Origin of the sequence: Streptomyces sp. NPDC020731 (assembly GCF_044334705.1) — a bacterium.
Classification (GTDB): Bacteria; Actinomycetota; Actinomycetes; order Streptomycetales; family Streptomycetaceae; genus Streptomyces.
Genome location: NZ_JBIRTN010000009.1, coordinates 91,113 through 106,036, shown reverse-complemented (window position 1 = coordinate 106,036; position 14,924 = coordinate 91,113). Strand labels below are relative to the sequence as shown.

Genomic DNA, 14,924 nt, shown 5'->3' with positions numbered 1-14,924 from the left:
CGGGAAGCCGTCCACGGCGAAGGCCGCCGTGGACGGCCCCGACAGGTGCGCGAGGCCTTACGGCCGGTCGGGACGATCGCGGTCCATGCCGAGCCGGCGTTCGGCCTGTTGCTGTCCGGTGTCGATGTGCTGCTCGTACTTGCCGCCGGTCCTCTCGTTCATCTTCCGTTCCGCGGCGTCCGAGGCTTGCTTGGCCTTGTCGCGCGCCGCCTTGTTGCTCTTGAACTTGTCGAGGATGCCCATGCGGGAACTCCTTCCGGAGATGACTCGGAATCGACGATACGCGCGCTTTGCGACGAATGCCCGTGAAGTGTTGAATTGGTCTGGACCTCTCGCTCGTTACGGTGAGGTCCGGATCGACCCGCCCCCGGCGGGGCAGGAATCAGAAGAACGAGGGAGGGCGCGGTGACACGGAGCAAGAGGTGGAGCGCACAGGTTCGGCGCACGGGACCGGTGGTGATCGCCGCGGTGGCCCTCCTCGCCGGCTGCGAGGGCGTCCAGGACGCGGAACCGGACGGCAGCGCCGGACGCGCCGTCAGCCCGCTGGACAACCCCGACGGCACCGAACCGGGCCTCGCGTCCGTGACCGGCGAGCCGGACCGGGCCGAGGCCGTCGACCTCATATCGAAGGTGACGACCAAGGGCCGCGGACCGAAGACGGGCTACGACCGCGACGAGTTCGGTTACGCCTGGATGGACACGGCGGACGGAGTGCCGCTCGCGAGGAACGGCTGCGACACCCGCAACGATCTGCTGCAGCGCGACGGTGAGGACGTGCGGTTCCGGTCCGGGTCCGACTGCGTGGTGGTCGCCATGACCCTGGCCGACCCGTACACCGGCACGGCCATCGAGTGGCGCAAGCAGGAGGCCGCCGAGGTGCAGATCGACCACGTCGTGCCGCTCTCCTACAGCTGGCAGATGGGCTCCTCGCGCTGGGAGGAGGAGAAGCGGCGGCAGCTCGCCAACGACCCCCTCAACCTGCTCCCGGTGGACGGCTCCGCCAACTCGTCCAAGAGCGACTCCGGACCCGCATCCTGGCTGCCCCCGAGCAAGAGGATCCGCTGCTCCTACGCGGTCCGCTTCGCCCAGGTCGCCGTCAAGTACGAGATGCCGGTGACACCGGCCGACAAGCGCATGATGCTGGAGCAGTGCGGCGGCTGAGCGGCACCGCTGTGAACAACCGGGCGTCAGCTCAGGGAGTCGAGGTCCAGGACGTCGCCGGCGGGCTTCTCCACCGGGACCGGCTCGTCGTAGTCGCTGAAGGAGAGGGAGCCCGGCTCGGCGGTGGACGTGCTGTCGAACCGCAGCATGTACGGCTCGCCCTCGGTGGCGACGTACAGCGTGAAGCGGTCGTCGCCGTCCTGCGCCTTCAGCGTGATCGCGGGCGTGCCGTCGATCGTCGTGGTCTTCCCGCGGGTCGCGTCCGAGTCGCCGTCCTCCGCGCCGCCGAGGACCTGGTCGAGGTCGCAGAAGCCCGCGAGGTCCTTGACGTCGGAGCCCTCGGCGGACATCCTGGTCCACTTCCCGGCCAGTAGCGCCACGGCCGCGTCCACGCTCTCCTCGGGCTCGCCTTCGCTCTGGGACCGCAGGAACTTCTCGTCGTACCTCATGTAGACGGTGTCGCCGGTCTTGATCAGCTCGGCCTCGCCCTGGCCGTCCATCCCCATCGTGCCGGCACACTCGCCCCGCTTGTTCAGGGCCATGTCGACGTGGATGGTGCCGCCGCTCCCGTCATCGGGGACGTCGCCCGTCATCCGCAGGGACGACGCCCCGGTCGTGGCCTTGAAGGCCTTGTCGGCGATCTCGCCGCCGGTCAGTCCGGCGAAGGGTTCCTTCTCCGGCTTCGGGGTGCTCTCGTGTTCCTTCGCGGTGTTCCGCGCGGTCGAGTCGCGCGAGGTGCTGCTGTCCGGCTTGTCCTCGCCGCCACAGCCGGTGAGGCCGACGGTGGCCACGGCGGCCAGACAGAGGGCGGTGAGTGCGGTGCGACGCATGACGGATTCCCCCCGGGTCCCTAGAAGCTGCCGTTGCCGATGATCTCGCCGTCGGCGTCATACACGGTGACGAGACCGTTGCCGCTCTGCTTCCAGTCGGCGAACGCGGAGGCGATGAGCTTGGCGGGACCCGTGCCCTCGCCCATGATCCCGCCGGTGAAGTCGGTGTAGACGTCGGCCGCGTCCAGGATGTCGTTCTGCTCGTCCGCGCCCTGGACCTTGGTGATGTGCCCGGCGGCGTCCTTCTCCTGCGGCGTCCCGTTCTTCTGCACGAACGCCTTGAACTGCTCGGCCTGGGACGCCTTCCCGGTGCCCTTGTCCTCGGCGGGCTTCGCGTCGGACTTCGCGTCGGACTTCGTGTTGCCGGGCTGCTGCTCGGCGGACGCCGAGGTGCCCTTGTCGGCGGAACCACCGTCCGGGTCACCGGAGTTCGCCGAGACGGCACCGATGACGACGATCCCCACGAAGGCGCCCAGCGCGATCTTGCTCTTCATGCCCATGGCTGTGTCCCTCCACTGCGGCCACCGCCGCCTGCCGACGGTCGCTCGTTCGCGGGGTCAATGAGAACAGATTCTGTGAACTGAATCAACACAATTCACAGAGTGTTGTAGGTACACGTCCGTGAATCCTCGAATCTTGCGCTCATCGGTATGCTCGTCGCCACACACGGAACAGAGGGAAAGCGGGCGGGGTGCCGGGCATGCAGGACAACGCGACAGAAGTGACCGCCGCCGGGATCGCACGACTGGCCGGTGTCGGCCGCGCCGCCGTCAGCAACTGGCGCCGGCGGCACACCGACTTCCCCGGCCCGGTCGGCGGCACCGAGACCAGCCCCTCGTTCGCGCTGGCCGAGGTCGAGGGCTGGCTGCGCAGGCACGGCAAGCTCGCCGAGGTCCCGCTGAGGGAACGCGTCCGGCAGCAGCTCGCCGGCCACCCCGCCGGACCGGTCACCGCCCTCACCCACGCAGGCTGCGTCCTGCTGCTGATCCACGACCGCTCCCCGGTCTGGCTCGAGGTGAGCTCCGGCTCCGACGAGCGACTCGCCGCACTGCTGCCCGGAGCGCTGGAGCAGGTGCTCACACCTCGACTCGGCGACGTGAACGGCTCACCTGTGAACACCGCGGGCGCTGTTCACACCCCCGCCGCCCCGGCCGCCCCGGCCACCCGGAAAGCCCTCGAACCCCCCACCGCCCCCCAGCTGCTCCCCTCCGTACCCCTCCTCCGCGCCGTCGCCGAACTCGCCGCCGAACTCGGCGCCCGGCACACCTTCGAGTTCCTGCTCGGCCGTCACCTCGACGCCCACCCGCGCCAGTACACGCTCACCCCCGCCGACCTCGCCGGTCTCATGGCCGGCCTGGCCGGAACCGCCCGCACCGTCCTCGACCCGGCCTGCGGCACCGGAGCCCTGCTGCGCTCCGCCGGCAACGGTCCCGACCGGCGGCTGTACGCCCAGGACAGCGCCCCCGAACTCGCCGCCCTCACCGCGCTCCGCCTCGCCCTGCACACCCGCGCCCCCGTGCACGCCGCCGCCGGCGACACCCTGCGCGCCGACGCCCACCCGGAGCTGCGGGTCGACGCCGTCCTGTGCCACCCGCCGTTCAACGAGCGCAACTGGGGGCACGACGAACTCGCCTACGACCCGCGCTGGGAGTACGGCTTCCCGGCCCGCACCGAGTCCGAACTGGCCTGGGTGCAGCACGCGCTGGCCCGGCTGCGGGACGGCGGCATCGCCGTGCTGCTGATGCCGCCCGCCGCCGCGTCCCGCCGCTCCGGACGCCGGATCAGGGCCGACCTGCTGCGCCGGGGCGCGCTGCGCGCCGTCGTCGCGCTGCCGGTCGGCGCGGCACCCCCGTACAACGTCCCGCTGCACCTGTGGGTGCTGCGCCGGCCCGAGCGGGCGCCCGCACAGCCGGAGGTGCTGCTCGCCGACGCCGGGCGGTTCACCGGCGAGGGGCGCGGCGGGCCCGACTGGCCGGGGGTGCGGGAGACGGTCCTCGACGCCTGGCGCGCCTTCGACCGGACCGGCCGGCTCGACGAACGGCCGGGACTGGCCCGTTCCGTGCCCGTCATCGAACTCCTCGACGACGACGTCGACCTCACCCCGGCCCGGCGTCTGCCGCCCCCGGCCGCCGCGGACGGTGCCGGCCGGCTCACCGGCGTACGCGAACGGCTCGGCGAGACGCTGCGCCTGGCCACCGGCCTCACCCCGCCGCCCGTCGCCCCCGCGCCGCGCGCCGCCGGGCGCCCGCCCCTCATCACCGTCGGTGAACTCGCCCGCGCGGGCGCCCTGGTGATGCGTACAGGCGGAAACGGCGGCCACGCGCGCGTGCCCGTCCTCACCGACCACGACGTCCTCTCCGGAACCGGCCCCTCCGGCACGCTCCCGGAGAGCGACGAGGAGGCGGTGCTCACCGAACCCGGTGACGTCGTCGTGCCCGTGCTCGGCGGGGGCGCCGTCGCGCGGGTGATCGACGACGCGACCGCCGGGGCCGCCCTGGGCCGCAACCTCGTGCTGCTGCGCCCCGACCCGGAGGTGCTCGACGCGTGGTTCCTCGCCGGGTTCCTGCGCGGCACCGCCAACCACCGCCAGGCCGGCAGCTACGCGTCCACCGCCACCCGGCTCGACGTACGCCGGCTGCAACTGCCCCGGTTCGCACCGGCCGAGCAGCGGCGCCACGGCGCCCGCTTCCGGGCCCTGGACGAGTTCGAACGGGCGCTCAGGCAGGCGGGCCGGCTCGGTGAGCAACTCGTCCGCGGGATGTACGACGGCCTGACCGACGGGACGATCACCCCCGACCGGGTCCCCGAGTGAGCCCCGGCCGAGCCCGCGGAACACCCTCGGCGCGCCTCCAGGACGCCCCGGTACGACAACGGTTCGGTACATCCCGGGACCGGTTGTCGCTGTCGGCCTATACGCTCGGACTCCGAGTTTCCATCGGCTACACCTGTCCAGGAGCAGTCATGTACGGCCACGGCGCGGCGCCGCCCACCCCCAGCGCGGCAATGGTCATCACGCAGCGCGTGCTGTACGCCGCCGCCGGAGTCCTGTGCTGCGGCCTGCTGGCCTGCGTGCCGCTGTTCCGGGTCGCGTTCCTGCGGGGACGGCTGCTCGACTGGGCGGCGGCCTGGGTGAGCATCCCGCTGTCGATAGCCTGCCTGGCGGTGGTCGGTTCGCTGCCGGAGTCGGACTACCGGACCGACGTGGCCCTGGCCGCCGTCCTGATCCTCGGCGCGAGCGCGGCCGCGTACTACCTGACCGTGGACATCCGCCTGCACCGGCGGCCGCACCCGTACGCGGGCCAGATGCCGCCGCCGTCCCACGCCACGACGATGCACGGCCCTGGCACCCACGCCCCCTACGGCTACCCGCAGCAGGGCTCGCCGTACGCGCCCACGCCGGTCCCGCAGCCCCAGGCCCCCCACACCCCGGTACCGCACACCCCGGCACCCCCCACCCCCGTACCGCCACCGCAGTCGCCGCAGCACCCCGCGCCGGCCCGGATCGACCAGGTGCGCGCCGAGCTGGACGAACTCAGCGACTACCTGCGCCGCCAGGACGGGCAGCAGGACCGGCACGGCAACCACGAGGGCGGAAGGTGAGCGTGACGACGGGACGTGTCGTCGCCGGCCGCTACGAACTGTCCACGCTCATCGGACAGGGCGGCATGGGACAGGTCTGGACGGCCTACGACAAACGGCTGGACCGGCGCGTGGCGGTGAAGCTGCTGCGCCCGGACAAGGTGGCCGGCCAGGAGGCCGACGAACTGCGCCGCCGCTTCGTGCGCGAATGCCGGGTGACCGCACAGGTCGACCACCCCGGCCTGGTCACCGTGCACGACGCGGGCAGCGAGGGCGAGGAGCTGTTCCTCGTCATGCAGTACGTCGACGGCGCCGACCTCGGCGACCACCTCGCCGAACACGACCCGTACCCGTGGCAGTGGACCGTGGCGGTGGCCGCGCAGCTGTGCGCCGTCCTGAGCGCCGTGCACGCCGTGCCGATCGTCCACCGCGACCTCAAGCCGCGCAACGTGATGGTGAAGCAGGACGGCACGGTCACCGTGCTCGACCTCGGTGTCGCCTCCGTCATGGACAGCGACACCACGCGCCTGACGCACACCGGTTCGCCCATCGGCTCGCCCGCCTACATGGCGCCCGAGCAGGCGATGGGCGGCGCGGTCGGCCCGTACACCGACCTGTACGCGCTCGGGGTGCTGATGCACGAACTGCTCAGCGGCGACGTGCCGTTCGCGGGTTCCACGGCGCTCGGGGTGCTGCACCGGCACCTGTACGAGCCGCCGGTGCCCGTGCGCCGGATCCGCCCCGAGGTCCCCGAGGCCCTGGAGACGCTGGTGCTGCGCCTGCTCGCCAAGGACCCGCAGCACCGCCCGGACTCCGCGCAGGAGGTCTACGAACACCTGGCGCAGCTGCTCCCCGCGCGGGGAACGCCCACCGGCGCGCCCCTGGACCCCACCCGCCCCTTCCTGCGCCCGCACGCCCCCTGGCCGGACCGCGCCCGCACACCCGCACCACAGCCGGCACCCGCCGCGCCGTCCGCGCCCGTGGCGGAGAAGGCCGATGTCGCCGCCGCCGTGGACGAGGTGAAACGGCTGCTCGGCGAGGGCCGCATCACCCAGGCCGTCGACATCCTCGGCTCGATCCTGCCCGTCGCCGCCGACCAGCACGGCGAGCACTCCCCGGTCGTGCGCACCCTGCGCAAGCAGTACGCGGCCACGCTCCTGGACGACGGCCAGTACCGGCGTGCCCTGCCCGAACTGCGCCGCCTCGCCGACGAACGCGCCGCCGAGGCCGGCCAGGCCGACCCGCAGTCCCTGCGCCACCGCTACGAGGCCGCCCAGTGCCTGGAGCAGCTCGGCGAACCCGCGGCGGCGCTCGCCGAGTACCGGGCGCTGCTGGCGTACTACGAGAACCAGTACGTGGCCGCCGGCGACCCGCAGCTCGCCCATGACGTCCGTCGCCGCATCGGCCATCTGCTGCTCGCCCTCGGCGACCGGGCCGCCGCGCACGACACGCTGATACGGCTGCTGCACGACGTGGAACGCGTGCAGGGACCGGGGCACCCGCTGGCCGTCGACATCCGGCGGACGCTGCAGTGGCTGGGACAGGTGCGCGGATAGCGGGGCAGCGGGCGCGAAGGCCGTAAAGCCGCAAAGGGGACGTGGGCGGGGCGTACGGCTGTACGGCGCGGACGCCGGTGCCGGAAGTCGCCGTGAATCGTTGGTCGAATGGGTTGGCCAGAGCTTGGCCGATGCCTACCATCGATCACCGCAAGACTTTGTGCACCGCCGCACAAGCTCTCCTCAGGAGGTCTCCTTGCACCGCCGCCGTCGCACCGCGCTCTTCCTCACCGCCGCGATCGCCGCGGCGGCGCCCCTGCTCACCGCCTGCGGGAACGACGCGCACCCCGGTGCGGCAGCCGTCGTCGGCGGTGAGCGGATCACCGTGTCGCAGCTGGAGAACCGGGTCGACGAGGTCCGCGCGGCCCAGCGGGCGGCCGTACCGGACGACGCCCAGTACCAGCAGGCCATCGCCCGGACCGGCAGCCTCACCCGCGACACCCTGCACGGCATGGTCCTGGACCGGGTGCTGGAGCGCGCCGCGCGGGACGCCGGCGTGACGGTCACGGACCGTGAGGTCCAGCGGATGCGGTCCGGCCTGGAGCAGCAGGCCGGCGGCGCCGAGGCGCTGGAGGCGGCCTGGCTGCAGCAGTACGGCATCCCGCCGCAGCGCCTCGAGGCCAACCTCCGCCTCCAGGTCCAGGCCCAGAAGCTCGCCCAGCGACTCGGCACCGACACCAGCCGGCCCGAGTTCTGGCAGGCGCTGTCCGAGGCGGGCGAGGAGCTCGACGTCGACCTCAACCCGCGCTACGGCGACTGGGACGTCGAGAAGAGCAGCCGGGTCGACGCCAGGACGCCGTGGGTACGGGACGTCACGGCGGCCGGGGCGCCGCAGACGCTCTGACCGGCCGCCTGCGGACAACCGGCCTGTGGACAACCCGGGGGCTGTCGGCGGGGTGGGCTAGTTTCGGAGCGTGAACGCAATCAGCCCCGCACCGAGCTCCGCGACCGCCCCCGGCCGTGCCGTCCTGCTCACCACCAGCCACCGTGTCGCGCCCGGCCTGCTGTCCTGGCCGGCCTGGCAGGCCCTGCACGCGGCCGACCGGGTGCTGTGCGCGGACGGCGCCCACCCGCAGCTGCCGTATCTGCGGGAGGCGGGGATACCGGTCGAGGAGGCGTCCCCGACCGCCGAGGAGATCGTCGACGCCTGCGCGGGCGGGCGGACGGTGGTGGTCGTGGCGACGGGCGAGGGTGAGCCCGCGCTGACCGACGGGCTGGCGCGGCTGGCCGGGACCGGCAGGGTGCGGATGCCCGAGCTGGAGCTGCTGCCCGCCTCCTACGACCTGCCGGGCGCCCGGCTGCTCGACCTCGTGCAGGTCATGGACCGCATCCGCGCGGAGTGCCCGTGGTCGTCCCGGCAGACCCACAAGGGCCTGGCCAAGTACGGCATCGAGGAGGCGTACGAGCTTGTCGAGGCCATCGAGGAGGGCGACCGGGACGAGCTGCGCGAGGAGCTGGGGGACGTGCTCCTCCAGGTCGTCTTCCACGCCCGGATCGCCGAGGAGCACCCGGAGGAACCGTTCTCCGTCGACGACGTGGCGGGGGGCATCGTGGCCAAGCTGATCCACCGGCATCCGCATGTCTTCGGCGGGGAGACGGCGGACACGCCGGAGGACGTCAAGGCGCACTGGCTGCGGACCAAGGCGGAGGAGAAGCGGCGCAGTTCGGTGACGGAGGGGGTGCCGCTCGGGCAGCCCGGACTGGCGCTGGCGGCGAAGCTGGGGTCGCGGGCGCGGACCGCGGGGCTGGACGTGCCGGTGCCGGTGGGGGAGGGGGTCGGTTACGAGCTGCTGGGGCTTGCGGTGTGGGCGGAGGCGGCGGGAGTCGATCCGGAGGCGGCCTTGCGGGCGGCCGCGCGGGTGTACCGCGATGCGATCCGTGCCGCGGAGGGTGGCGAGGGCTGAGAGCGGGGTGCGGCGCGGGAGGGTTTCTCGCCCCCGCCGTCCCGTCCCGTCCCGTCCCCCGGGGGCTCCGCCCCCGGACCCCCTCGCGCGGTTCCCCGCCCCCCTGAAGGGGCGCGGGGAACCGCGCGAACAACCACCACGCGCCCGCAGCCGCCCGACGGCCCCGGACACCCGAGCTGCCGCGCCGTCCTGCTCCCGTCGCCCGTTAGGGTCGCCGCATGCATGACCAGCCCACCCCTCCTGCTCCGCAGGGACCCACTCCCGAGTTGTTCAGCCGGGAGTTCGCCGCCGATCCCTACCCCGCCTACGCCTGGCTGCGTGAGCACGAGCCCGTGCGCAGGACGCGGCTGCCCAGCGGGGTGGAGGCGTGGCTGGTCACGCGCTACACCGACGCCAAGCAGACGCTCGCCGACAACCGGCTGTCCAAGAACCCCGCGCACCACGACGAGCCCGCGCACGCCAGGGGCAGGACCGGTATCCCCGGGGAGCGCCAGGCGGAGCTGATGACGCATCTGCTGAACATCGACCCGCCGGACCACACCCGGCTGCGCCGGCTGGTCAGCAAGGCGTTCACCCCGCGCCGGGTCGCCGAGTTCGCGCCCCGCGTGCAGGAGCTCACCGACGGGCTCATCGACCGGTTCGCGGACAGTGGCTCCGCCGACCTGATCCACGAGTTTGCCTTCCCCCTCCCCATCTACGCCATCTGCGACCTGCTCGGCGTCCCGAGCGAGGACCAGGACGACTTCCGGGACTGGGCGGGCATGATGATCCGTCACGGCGGCGGCCCGCGCGGCGGGGTCGCCCGGTCCGTGAAGAAGATGCGCGGCTACCTTGCCGAGCTGATCCACCGCAAGCGCGAGGCGCTCCCCGCCGAACCCGCCCCCGGCGAGGACCTCATCTCCGGCCTCATCCGCGCCTCCGACCACGGTGAGCACCTCACCGAGAACGAGGCCGCCGCCATGGCGTTCATCCTGTTGTTCGCCGGTTTCGAGACCACCGTCAACCTGATCGGCAACGGCACCTACGCCCTGCTCACCCACCCCGGACAGCGTGACCGCCTGCAGCGGAGCCTCGTCGCCGGGGAGCGCGGGCTGCTGGAGACCGGTGTCGAGGAGCTCCTGCGTTACGACGGCCCCGTGGAGCTCGCCACCTGGCGGTTCGCCACCGAGCCGGTCACCATCGGCGGGCAGCGCATCGCGGCCGGCGACCCCGTCCTCGTCGTACTCGCCGCCGCGGACCGGGACCCGGAGCGGTTCGCCGACCCGGACGTGCTCGACCTCGGCCGGCGCGACAACCAGCATCTGGGATACGGCCACGGCGTCCACTACTGCCTGGGCGCCCCGCTGGCCCGCCTGGAGGGCCGGACCGCGCTCGCCACCCTGCTGACCCGTCTGCCGGACCTGCGGCTCGCGGTGGAACCGGCCGAACTCCGTTGGCGGGGCGGGCTCATCATGCGCGGACTGCGCACGCTCCCGGTGGAGTTCACTCCTCCGCGGAAGTGACGGACGGAACCGCCGTCCGCCGTGCCCCCGAGCGGACCAGCGCAAACATGACGCGCTCTCAACTCTGTGATCTTCACGTGATCTGCGCGGCATGAACTTGTGACAAGTGATCGTCTGCGGATACGTTCACCCATCAAGTGCGGCACATCGGGTTCCACTCGCCGCGCCGGTCATTGCTGTCTTGTGAAAGGTCTCCGCATGCTCTCCGGGAACGGTCGGCACCGTCGCCCCCGCCAGGCTCCGGCTCTCCTCGTCGCGGCCGGAGTGACCGGCTCCGCCATCGCGATCCCGCTCCTCGGAGCCGGTAGCGCCAGCGCGGCCGACGGCGCGACCTGGGACCGGGTCGCCGAATGTGAAAGTGGTGGCTCCTGGAGCCAGAACACCGGCAACGGCTACTACGGCGGCCTGCAGTTGACCCAGGACGACTGGGAGAACTACGGCGGTCTGGACTACGCGACCAGCGCCGACCAGGCCAGCCGCGGCCAGCAGATAGCCGTGGCCGAGAGGATCCTCGCCCAGCAGGGGGTCGGCGCGTGGCGCACCTGCGGACTGACGGCGGGCCTCAGCCAGGGCTCGACGTCGGCCGACATCGACACGGGCGTGGCGGAGGACTCGACCTCGGACGCATCGGACTCTTCGGACTCGTCCGGATCATCGGAATCCGGGAATCCGTCTGTCTCGTCCTCTCCGTCGTCCGGCGCCAAGGGATCGGACGACGGAGAGGACGAGGCCGGTGAATCGGCCAAGCCCGGCAAGTCGAGCGACTCGGACGCGGATTCGGACAACGGCTCCGACGGCGGATCCGGCACCTCCCCCTCCGCCTCGGCCACTCCCAAGAGTGACGAGTCGGACAAGTCCGGGCAGGCCACCGGCTCTTCCGAGCTCACCGACGCCGAGGGCACCGGCCCCGGCCGCCATCGCGGCACCGGTGCCGAGGAGGGTGAGGCGGAGGACCGTACGTCGGAATCGTCCGGCCGGCACGCCTCGCGCGGCACCGACGCCTCGCGCGATGCCGCCGACGGCTCGTACACCGTGCGCACCGGGGACAGCCTCTCGTCCATCGCCGACTCCCTTGAGCTCGACGGCGGATGGCGGTCGCTCTATACCGAGAACGAGCAGGTCGTCGGCGTCGACCCGGACCTCATCCTGCCGGGTCAGGAGCTTGAGGTCGGGGTCGAACCGGGCGAAAAGTGACGCCCGAAAGGGCGTGTGTCCGGCGGTGGTTGACGTCATGATTCGCGGTGAATGTCCGGTTTAAAGGGCGTGAGAGATAGGTCTCAGAAGCCCTGATCGTCTTTGAATTTCCGCGGATCGCGTGTCTACGGTCGTGACCGCTCGCCACCGCGGGCCCCGGCTGCCGCCACGCCGAATCCTGCCAGTGGCAGCACGGGAACAGTCGTCGCGTCATGCGCCGTAGGCAGGAGCGGGGGACCCAAGGTAAGTGTCCTTTCCGGTGGTTGACACCGGATCGGGCTTGGGGTGAAGCCGCGTCCCGTGAGGGACGTGGCCGGGCAACTCAACCGGCCCGAACCCGACAGCTCACCTCGTAGGCGTCGGTGAGGGGATCCAACCATGCTGTTTTCCGGCAAGGGCAAGCACCGTCGTCCGTCCAAGGCCACCCGCGCGATCGCCGTCGCCGGTGTCGCCTCCGCCGCCGTCGCCGCCCCGCTGATGGCGGCCGGCACCGCCTCCGCCGCCACCGCCTCCGAGTGGGACGCCGTCGCCCAGTGCGAGTCCGGCGGCAACTGGTCCATCAACACCGGCAACGGCTACTACGGCGGTCTGCAGTTCTCCGCCTCCACCTGGGCCGCGTACGGCGGCACGCAGTACGCCTCCAGCGCCGACCAGGCCGGCAAGGCGCAGCAAATCGAGATCGCCGAGAAGGTCCTCGCGGGCCAGGGCAAGGGCGCCTGGCCGGTCTGCGGCACGGGCCTGTCCAACGCCGCCTACACCGGCTCCTCCTCGAACGAGTCCTCGAACGGCTCTTCGGCGGGCTCCTCGCAGAGCACCGGTTCCACCGAGACCCGTGAGACCGAGCAGAAGGCCTCCCGCTCCGCCGAGCGCCCGGCCGCCGAGCAGAAGACCGAGAAGAAGACCGTCACCACCCCGACCGGCGAGAAGGTCGAGAAGGGCGACGGCGAGTACAAGGTCGTCAAGGGCGACACCCTCAGCTCCATCGCCGCCGAGCGCGACGTCGAGGGCGGCTGGGCCGAGCTGTTCGAGCTGAACGACGACATCGTCGACGACGCCGACCTCATCTACCCGGGCCAGCAGCTGCACCTCAAGTAAGCGGCTGCCCCCTGCTCCCCGCCCCGGTGCGTCTTCCCCCGTACGCACCGGGGCGGGGTTTTTCACGGCCGGGTTTCCGGAAACCGCTTTGTTCCGTTCGGAAACAATTTACTCTCGGTTCTGTCCACGGGGCGGGCGACCGGCTGGCCGATCGCCCGGAGCCGGTTAGGCTCGGTCTCGCAAGACCCTCCGGGGTCCTGCTCACCCGCGTCACATCCATGAAGGAGATGCTCGTGCCGTCCATCGACGTCGTCGTAGCCCGGGAAATCCTGGACTCCCGAGGCAACCCCACGGTCGAGGTCGAGGTCGGCCTCGACGACGGCAGCACGGGTCGTGCCGCCGTCCCGTCCGGCGCCTCCACCGGCGCCTTCGAGGCCATCGAACTCCGTGACGGCGATGCCAACCGTTACCTGGGCAAGGGCGTCGAGAAGGCCGTCCTGGCCGTCATCGAGCAGATCGGCCCGGAACTCGTCGGCTACGACGCCACCGAGCAGCGCCTGATCGACCAGGCGATGTTCGACCTGGACGCCACCGACAACAAGGGATCGCTGGGCGCCAACGCCATCCTCGGTGTCTCGCTCGCCGTCGCCCACGCCGCCTCCGAGGCGTCGGACCTGCCGCTCTTCCGCTACCTGGGCGGCCCCAACGCGCACCTGCTGCCGGTGCCGATGATGAACATCCTGAACGGCGGCTCGCACGCCGACTCCAACGTGGACATCCAGGAGTTCATGATCGCCCCGATCGGCGCGGAGTCCTTCTCCGAGGCCCTGCGCTGGGGCGCCGAGGTCTACCACACCCTGAAGAAGGTCCTGAAGAGCAAGGGCCTGGCCACCGGCCTCGGCGACGAGGGCGGCTTCGCCCCGAACCTCGGCTCCAACCGCGAGGCCCTCGACCTCATCCTCGAGGCCGTCAAGGAGGCCGGCTACACCCCCGGCGAGCAGATCGCCCTCGCGCTCGACGTCGCCGCGTCCGAGTTCTACAAGGACGGCTCCTACACCTTCGAGGGCAAGACGCGCACGGCCGCCGAGATGACCGAGTACTACGCCGAGCTCGTCGACGCGTACCCGCTCGTCTCCATCGAGGACCCGCTGTTCGAGGACGACTGGGAGGGCTGGAAGGTCCTCACCGACAAGCTCGGTGACAAGGTCCAGATCGTCGGCGACGACCTGTTCGTCACCAACCCCGAGCGCCTCGCCCGCGGCATCGAGGAGGGCGCCGCCAACGCCCTGCTGGTCAAGGTCAACCAGATCGGCTCGCTGACCGAGACCCTGGACGCCGTCGAGCTGGCCCAGCGCAACGGCTTCAAGTGCATGATGTCCCACCGCTCCGGCGAGACCGAGGACGTCACCATCGCCGACCTGGCCGTCGCCACCAACTGCGGTCAGATCAAGACCGGCGCCCCGGCCCGCTCCGAGCGCGTCGCCAAGTACAACCAGCTGCTGCGCATCGAGGAGATCCTCGACGACGCCGCGGTGTACGCCGGCCGCAGCGCGTTCCCCCGCTTCAAGGGCTGAGCACCGCTCCGGTAGGCAGCGTCGTACGTACGTCCCCGTACCCGGTCCCGTACCGTGTGCGGGGACGTACGCGCGTATGACGGTGAGCGAGAGGCGGGAACATGGCGGTCAAGGACCGGGACCGTTTCTCCACCGCGACCAGGATCCGGCTGATCGGTGAGCAGACCGCGGCCCGGGTCTACCGCTCGCAGACCAAACGCCAGGCCCGCCGCTCCCGGCTGACCGGCCGGGCGGCGCTGCTCGCCCTGGTGGTCTGCTCCCTGATCGTCGCCCTCGCCTATCCCATGCGGCAGTACGTCTCCCAGCGCGCGGACATCGCCGACCTCCAGCAGGAGCAGGACGAGACCCGCCGACGGGTCGAACGGCTGCGCGACATGAAGGCCCGCTGGCAGGACGACGCCTACGCCGAGCAGGAGATCCGCCGGCGGCTGCACTACGTCATGCCCGGCGAGACCGGCTACATCGTCATCGACCCGGGTACGGCGGAGAAGTCCCGTACCGATCTCGAAGCCGCCGACCGCCCCTGGTACGCGAACGTCTGGGACGGTGTCGACAAGGCCGACGCCGCCGCCGACCAGTGACCCTTCGC

14 protein-coding genes and 1 riboswitch are annotated in these 14,924 nt (G+C 71.9%); of the genes, 11 read left to right on the top strand and 3 right to left on the bottom strand.

The features are described from left to right. Positions 1 to 57 precede the first annotated feature (57 nt). The gene (locus ACH4VX_RS15870; protein WP_398367982.1) at positions 58 to 243 is read right to left on the bottom strand and encodes an antitoxin; all 186 of its coding nucleotides are present in this window, start codon (positions 241 to 243) and stop codon (positions 58 to 60) included. Between the two features lie 162 nt (positions 244 to 405). Between ACH4VX_RS15870 and ACH4VX_RS15865 the strand changes: the two genes are divergently transcribed. Continuing rightward, positions 406 to 1,161, top strand: a complete 756-nt coding sequence (locus tag ACH4VX_RS15865; RefSeq protein WP_398367981.1) for an HNH endonuclease family protein — start codon at positions 406 to 408, stop codon at positions 1,159 to 1,161. 26 nt (positions 1,162 to 1,187) lie between these two features. Here ACH4VX_RS15865 and ACH4VX_RS15860 read toward each other — a convergent pair whose 3' ends face one another. After that, positions 1,188 to 1,991 carry a hypothetical protein gene (locus ACH4VX_RS15860; RefSeq protein ID WP_398367980.1) on the bottom strand — a complete coding sequence of 268 codons (804 nt, stop codon included), beginning with the start codon at positions 1,989 to 1,991 and terminating at the stop codon, positions 1,188 to 1,190. Positions 1,992 to 2,011: 20 nt separating this feature from the next. Then, complete coding sequence (locus ACH4VX_RS15855) at positions 2,012 to 2,491, bottom strand: hypothetical protein (RefSeq protein ID WP_398367979.1); 480 nt, start codon at positions 2,489 to 2,491, stop codon at positions 2,012 to 2,014. A gap of 200 nt (positions 2,492 to 2,691) precedes the next feature. On the opposite strand from ACH4VX_RS15855, the gene ACH4VX_RS15850 reads away from it, so the two are divergent. The 10 genes from ACH4VX_RS15850 to ACH4VX_RS15805 all read left to right on the top strand — a co-directional run bounded on the left by ACH4VX_RS15850 (position 2,692) and on the right by ACH4VX_RS15805 (position 14,916). Continuing rightward, complete coding sequence (locus ACH4VX_RS15850; protein WP_398367978.1) at positions 2,692 to 4,803, top strand: N-6 DNA methylase; 2,112 nt, start codon at positions 2,692 to 2,694, stop codon at positions 4,801 to 4,803. 149 nt (positions 4,804 to 4,952) lie between these two features. Next, a complete protein-coding gene (locus ACH4VX_RS15845) occupies positions 4,953 to 5,591 on the top strand; it encodes a hypothetical protein (RefSeq protein WP_398367977.1) in 639 nt (212 codons plus the stop codon). A gap of 38 nt (positions 5,592 to 5,629) precedes the next feature. Next, a complete protein-coding gene (locus tag ACH4VX_RS15840; RefSeq protein WP_398368174.1) occupies positions 5,630 to 7,126 on the top strand; it encodes a protein kinase in 1,497 nt (498 codons plus the stop codon). A 196-nt stretch (positions 7,127 to 7,322) separates the two neighbouring features. Further along, complete coding sequence (locus ACH4VX_RS15835; RefSeq protein WP_398367976.1) at positions 7,323 to 7,970, top strand: SurA N-terminal domain-containing protein; 648 nt, start codon at positions 7,323 to 7,325, stop codon at positions 7,968 to 7,970. A 70-nt stretch (positions 7,971 to 8,040) separates the two neighbouring features. Further along, positions 8,041 to 9,030, top strand: coding sequence for a nucleoside triphosphate pyrophosphohydrolase (locus ACH4VX_RS15830; protein ID WP_398367975.1), 990 nt, complete (start codon positions 8,041 to 8,043; stop codon positions 9,028 to 9,030). 218 nt (positions 9,031 to 9,248) lie between these two features. After that, complete coding sequence (locus ACH4VX_RS15825) at positions 9,249 to 10,532, top strand: cytochrome P450 (protein WP_398367974.1); 1,284 nt, start codon at positions 9,249 to 9,251, stop codon at positions 10,530 to 10,532. Positions 10,533 to 10,730: 198 nt separating this feature from the next. Beyond that, positions 10,731 to 11,726, top strand: a complete 996-nt coding sequence (locus ACH4VX_RS15820) for a transglycosylase family protein (RefSeq protein ID WP_398367973.1) — start codon at positions 10,731 to 10,733, stop codon at positions 11,724 to 11,726. Between the two features lie 205 nt (positions 11,727 to 11,931). Beyond that, positions 11,932 to 12,100, top strand: a riboswitch (cyclic di-AMP (ydaO/yuaA leader). 4 nt (positions 12,101 to 12,104) lie between these two features. Continuing rightward, on the top strand, positions 12,105 to 12,821 hold the full coding sequence (locus tag ACH4VX_RS15815; protein ID WP_398367972.1) for a transglycosylase family protein: 717 nt from the start codon (positions 12,105 to 12,107) through the stop codon (positions 12,819 to 12,821). A 233-nt stretch (positions 12,822 to 13,054) separates the two neighbouring features. Continuing rightward, a complete protein-coding gene (eno, locus tag ACH4VX_RS15810; RefSeq protein ID WP_398367971.1) occupies positions 13,055 to 14,335 on the top strand; it encodes a phosphopyruvate hydratase in 1,281 nt (426 codons plus the stop codon). Positions 14,336 to 14,436: 101 nt separating this feature from the next. Then, positions 14,437 to 14,916: a septum formation initiator family protein gene (locus ACH4VX_RS15805; RefSeq protein ID WP_398367970.1), complete on the top strand. Its 480-nt coding sequence runs from the start codon at positions 14,437 to 14,439 to the stop codon at positions 14,914 to 14,916. Positions 14,917 to 14,924 lie beyond the last annotated feature (8 nt).

What these genes read in the sequence shown, in the direction of transcription:
- ACH4VX_RS15870 (WP_398367982.1), bottom strand. Translation starts at nt 243, where the DNA reads ATGGGCATCCTCGACAAGTTCAAGAGCAACAAGGCGGCGCGCGACAAG.
- ACH4VX_RS15860 (WP_398367980.1), bottom strand. Translation starts at nt 1,991, where the DNA reads ATGCGTCGCACCGCACTCACCGCCCTCTGTCTGGCCGCCGTGGCCACC.
- ACH4VX_RS15855 (WP_398367979.1), bottom strand. Translation starts at nt 2,491, where the DNA reads ATGGGCATGAAGAGCAAGATCGCGCTGGGCGCCTTCGTGGGGATCGTC.
- ACH4VX_RS15850 (WP_398367978.1), top strand. Translation starts at nt 2,692, where the DNA reads ATGCAGGACAACGCGACAGAAGTGACCGCCGCCGGGATCGCACGACTG.
- ACH4VX_RS15845 (WP_398367977.1), top strand. Translation starts at nt 4,953, where the DNA reads ATGTACGGCCACGGCGCGGCGCCGCCCACCCCCAGCGCGGCAATGGTC.
- ACH4VX_RS15825 (WP_398367974.1), top strand. Translation starts at nt 9,249, where the DNA reads ATGCATGACCAGCCCACCCCTCCTGCTCCGCAGGGACCCACTCCCGAG.
- ACH4VX_RS15820 (WP_398367973.1), top strand. Translation starts at nt 10,731, where the DNA reads ATGCTCTCCGGGAACGGTCGGCACCGTCGCCCCCGCCAGGCTCCGGCT.
- ACH4VX_RS15815 (WP_398367972.1), top strand. Translation starts at nt 12,105, where the DNA reads ATGCTGTTTTCCGGCAAGGGCAAGCACCGTCGTCCGTCCAAGGCCACC.
- ACH4VX_RS15805 (WP_398367970.1), top strand. Translation starts at nt 14,437, where the DNA reads ATGGCGGTCAAGGACCGGGACCGTTTCTCCACCGCGACCAGGATCCGG.